Annotated in this window: 4 protein-coding genes and 1 pseudogene; all 5 read left to right on the top strand. The window is 40.4% G+C overall.

Annotation, left to right across the window (positions count from 1 at the left end):
* The coding region (locus AB685_RS25855) for a substrate-binding domain-containing protein (RefSeq protein WP_047973462.1) at positions 1-536 on the top strand (536 nt) is incomplete at its 5' end.
* A gap of 94 nt (positions 537-630) precedes the next feature.
* A complete protein-coding gene (locus AB685_RS25850; protein WP_047973461.1) occupies positions 631-2,751 on the top strand; it encodes an amylo-alpha-1,6-glucosidase in 2,121 nt (706 codons plus the stop codon).
* A 33-nt stretch (positions 2,752-2,784) separates the two neighbouring features.
* Complete coding sequence (locus AB685_RS25845) at positions 2,785-4,044, top strand: ABC transporter substrate-binding protein (RefSeq protein WP_047973460.1); 1,260 nt, start codon at positions 2,785-2,787, stop codon at positions 4,042-4,044.
* A gap of 103 nt (positions 4,045-4,147) precedes the next feature.
* Positions 4,148-5,050: a sugar ABC transporter permease gene (locus AB685_RS25840; protein WP_198530590.1), complete on the top strand. Its 903-nt coding sequence runs from the start codon at positions 4,148-4,150 to the stop codon at positions 5,048-5,050.
* 19 nt (positions 5,051-5,069) lie between these two features.
* Positions 5,070-5,374: pseudogene (locus AB685_RS25835) on the top strand (carbohydrate ABC transporter permease); the annotation flags it as partial.

Raw genomic sequence — 5,374 nt, 5'->3', positions numbered from 1 at the left:
CTACTGATAATGTAGACGGTGCTAAAAAGGCTGTTCAATACTTAATTGATTTAGGACATCAACAAATTGCGATGATGAATGGTCATGAAAAGGCATTTGTAAGTCAGAAGCGTAAGGAAGGCTATCTTGCTACTCTAGAGCAAAATGAAATCCCTATAAAAGAGGATTGGATCTTAAATGGTGAATTCCGCGAAGAGCAAGCAGAAAAAGTAGCTCTATACTTTTTAAGAAACCATCCGAATGTGACCGCTATATTTTGTGCAAGTGATTTAATGGCATTAGGCGTTTTAAAAGCAGCTAAAACATTGAACATTCGGGTGCCTTCCCAATTATCCGTGATTGGATATGATGATATCGTTCTAGCTGAATACGCGACTCCAAGTCTTACGACGGTAGCACAAGACAAATATCAAATAGGCTATGAGGCTGCAGGTCTTCTTATTGATTTATTAGCAGAGAACGAAACCAATAATGCTCGCATCTTAAAAAGTAATTTAAAAATACGTCAATCTACTGACTTTAACAAGAAAGCATAAACTTTCTTGTACACTAAATCCAAAACGTTTTGGATTTTATTTTAAAGCGAAGTCCGAAACGTTTTGGAGGAAATTATCCAGAGGAGAGAGACAAATGACATATCGAGTAATAAAAGAAAATGACCTATTCCTTTTAACAGATGAAAAAGGAAATATCCCAAAAGGCCATGAATATGGRGCAGGACTTTATACGAAAGACACTCGCTATTTGAGTAAGTTTGATGTGCGAATCAATCAACAAGAGCCGGTTTTGCTCACGTCAAATTCTGATGATGCCTACCGCTCATCGTTTATCTTAACGAATCCTCATATGGAGGAAGACGGGGAATTGATTTTATGGCGCGAGTCTGTTGAATTGAAGCGTGAGAGATTTATCTATGATGGTGTTTGTTATGAGGAATTGATCGTAACCAACTATTACCCGAAGCCTGTCTCTTTTGATTTAAGTGTTCATATGGAAGCTGATTTTCAAGATATGTTCATCGTAAGAGGATTTCAACATGGTGAGATTGGCAGCAAAACGGGCGTAAAACAAGGAGAAAACGAATTACGCTTCATGTATGAAGGGGCAGATCAAATCTCCAGACAGACGGTGATCCAGTGGAGCAAGCAAGCAAAAGAAGTAACGGATCTAGGCGATCTAACATTCGGATTCGAGCTTGCTCATGGGCAAAGAGAGTCAATCGTTTTAGCAATTGTACCAGTTGAAAACAATGAAGATCCAGTTATCTTACCTGTTGATGAAGCTAGCCGAAAGTTAAAAGAAAGTCATGTAAAGTGGGATAACAACATAGCAAAACTTCAAACGGATCATTTACAGCTTCAACGTCTTGTTGATCGTGGTGTCTCAGATATGCGTGTACTATTGACGGATTTAGGATATGGATCATTTCCAGTAGCTGGTTTGCCATGGTTTGCTGTTCCTTTCGGAAGAGATAGCTTAATTGCAGCATTGCAACTGCTCCCATTCCAACCTGAGGTAGCAAAAGGAACGTTGCGTACTATGGCTGCCTTCCAAGGTACGAAGCTTGATCCTTGGAGAGATGAGCAGCCAGGAAAGATTATGCACGAACWTAGAAAAGGAGAATTGGCTAATACGAACCAAGTTCCATTTACTCCTTACTATGGCACGATCGATGCGACGCCTTTGTTTTTAATGCTGCTTTCTGAATACATTAAGTGGACAGRCGATGTTGAATTATTTAATGAGCTTACAGAGAATGTTGAAAATGCTCTGATGTGGATTGATGAGTACGGGGATCGTGATGGTGATTTATTTGTTGAATACCACCAAGAGTCATCTAAAGGAATTGCTAATCAGGGCTGGAAAGATTCTGCTGATTCGGTAGTACACCGTAATGGGGATTATGCTAAAACTCCGATTGCGCTAGCAGAAGTACAAGGTTATGTGTATCAAGCTAAACAAGGAATGGCAGAGCTATTTGAGGCAGTCGGTAACATTGAAAAGTCAAAGCAATTAGTGAATGAATCGAACCAACTGAAAAAAGCTTTTGAAGCAGCCTTTTGGATGGAGGACCAACAATTTTATGCGATCGCCCTTGATCAAGACAAAAAGCCAGTTGGAACGTTGACAACAAATCCAGGGCATGTATTGTTTGCAGGAATGTTATCTGAAGGGAGAGCCCAAGCAGTAAGTAACATGCTTGTCTCAGATAAAATGTTCTCAGGCTATGGCATTCGTACAATGGGTGAAGGTGAAGCGGGTTATAACCCAATGAGCTACCATGATGGAAGTGTATGGCCACATGATAACAGCATGATTTTACTTGGAATGGGTAAGCTTGGCCACCACACGCAGGCAAATACTGTCATTGACGGGTTAATCAAAGCTGCTCAATACTTTGATAATGATCGTCTACCTGAATTATTCTGTGGCTATTCAGATGGAAAGCCGGTTATCCCTTATCCAGTCGCATGTTCACCACAAGCTTGGGCAGCAGGTACGCCTCTAGTGATGGTTCAAACAATGCTCGGTTTGTATCCTGATACACTTAAGAAAACAATCGCCCTCAACCCCGTACTACCAGAGAGCATGAATGAACTAGTGTTTCGTGATGTAACGATCGCATCAGGACAATTAGATCTCATAGTTAGTAGAGAAGATCACGAATTGAAAGTGACTGTTGAAAAGAATACAACAGGTTTAGATATACAATTAGTTGATCAAAAAAAGCCGATGTCATCTAAAAATTAACCTATATAAAAAGGAAACAAGAGAGGGGAAAGCATGATGAAAAAATGGTTTATGACAATGGGGATTAGCACAGTTTTACTTGGTAGTGTTCTTACAGGTTGCGGGAATAACGGCGGGGAAAGTACTTCTGGAGAGAATTCAAACGATGGTGAAGTCACCCAAATCACCTTAACAGGTTGGCAATCATCACCACAAGAGCAGAAGTACTTAGATGAGACGATTGCTCTGTTTGAGGAACAAAATCCTGATATAGAAGTAACAATTAGTACAATTCCTGATTCATACATGGATGTCTTGCGTACTCGTTTAATTGGTGGAGATGGACCTGATGTGTTCTATCTAGATGCATTTGAAGCTCCTGGCTTAATTGAAACGGGAGTGGTTGAACCTCTTGATGAGTATATTTCAGAGGACTTTGATTTGGATGATTTTGAACAGCCGCTATTAGATGCATTCCGTGGAAACGATGATACGATTTATGGACTTCCAAAGGATACATCCACATTGGCTCTCTTCTACAATAAAGATTTACTAGAAGAAGCTGGATTTGATGCACCGCCGGCAACATGGGAGGAGCTAGAAGAAATGGCAGAAGCCCTTACAACCGATAGCACGTATGGTTACGGAGTCGTGCCAGATTTAGCTCGTCTTATGTTCATCGCTGAATCGAATGGTGGCCAAGTAGTAACCGACAACAAAGCTTCGTTTGGCGATCCTGCAGTGGTTGAAGCGTTGCAACCAGTTGTTGATATGAGAAATGAAGCAGGAACAGCAGCAGAGCCATCTGAAGTAGGATCTGATAATGGTGGAGAAATGTTCGCACTTGGAAGAGCAGCGATGATTATGGAAGGAAACTGGACGATTCCATTCCTTGATGAGAATTTCCCAGATGTTAATTACGGGGTTGCTGAAATCCCTACCATTAATGGAGAGCAAGGCACAATGGCATTTACTGTTTCTTATGTAATGAATGCAGCAAGTGATAAAAAAGAAGCGTCGTGGAGATTAATTGAATTCTTAACTGGGAAAGAAGGAATGGAAGCATGGACGGCGAGTGGATTAACACTGCCAACGCGTGCATCTGTAGCTGAAACGCTTGATTATACGGATGATGAAATTTATGGTCCATTTGTAGCTGGAACATCATATGCGACAGTATGGTCTGATGATACGAATTTACCGATCATTAATAATAATTTTGGAAATCAATTTATTAGTGCATTTTTAGGGCAACGTGATTTAGGTGAGGCATTAGAAGAAGCAGAAGATGTAGCGAACCGTGAAATTCAATAGAGCGTAATGGTGTAGGTGGGTACCTCCCACCTACCCATTAAACCGCTTAGTTGATTCTAGTATGTAGAAGTGAGATGAATCGACTTGGGGAAGGAGTACCACCATGGCCATAAAAAAACCATCAAAAAAGCACATGCGTGAAGCAGGTCAGGGCTATTTATTCATGGGCCCAGCATTACTGACTATTGGTGTGTTTATCTTACTACCAATCATTTATGCAGTGATTCTATCCTTTCAGAAAGTGAATTTACTTGGAGGAATTTCTGAGTTTGTAGGAATTGAAAACTTCGTTCGTATTTCAGATGATTTTCGGGCGGGAATTGCTCTACGCAACACTGCCTTTTATGTAGCGGTTGTTGTACCTGTTCAGACGCTCCTTGCCTTGATTCTTGCAGCTTGCTTGAACGCAAGGATTAAGGGAACGAACCTTTTCCGTGTCATTTTCTTTTTACCAACCTTAACATCATCAGCTGTGTTGGCTTTAATTTTTATGTTCATGTATAACAATCAAAATGGTCTAGTAAATCAATTTCTAAGTACGATTGGCTTACCGACTTATAACTGGCTAGGAGATCCGTCGGTTGCGTTGATTGCCATTATGATTATGAACATTTGGGCAACTGCTCCTTTTTATATGGTTATTTATTTAGCTGGATTGAAAGATGTACCGGAAAGTTTATATGAAGCTGCAGAGCTTGACGGGGCGTCAGCGTTCCAAAAATTCCGCTATATTACGGTTCCAATGTTACGACCAATCACATCATTTGTAGTCATTATGGGGATTATTGGGACGTTCCAACTTTTCGATCAATCGTATATCTTCTCAGGCGGAACAGGTGGACCGGATAACTCGACACTGACAATCGTTCTGTTGATTTATCAATATGCGTTTAATACGTATGATCAAATGGGTTACGCAGCAGCGCTTGCTTTCTTGTTAGCGGTCAWTATCTTAGCTGCAACACTCATTCAGCGCAAATTCCAAAAGGATGAACAAGTGTATTAATACGTCTGGAGTGAGAGCATTGAAAGATTTAAAAATTGGAAAATTCATACTATATTCGATCCTTATAGGTTATGCAGTTGTAACAGTTACTCCTTTTTTATGGGCATTCTTTGCTTCGTTCAAACCTTTGAATGAGATCGTAGGTGGATTTTCCATCTTGCCTGAAAATTGGACACTTGATAACTATCGCTACATTATTAGTACCCAGCCACTCTTTATCCGCTGGTTATTCAACAGTGTTGTAATTGCAGTAGTTGGAACATTGCTTAATATTCTATTTAACTCAATGGCTGGTTATGCGCTAGCTCGTTTGAGTTTTCCAGG

Source organism: Bacillus sp. LL01 (assembly GCF_001037965.1).
The sequence above is the reverse complement of the archived record's forward strand: the minus strand, read 5'-3'. Positions and strand labels throughout refer to the sequence as shown.

Excerpts from the sequence above, each read along its gene's own strand:
- AB685_RS25845 (WP_047973460.1), top strand. The coding sequence starts at position 2,785 with ATGATGAAAAAATGGTTTATGACAATGGGGATTAGCACAGTTTTACTT.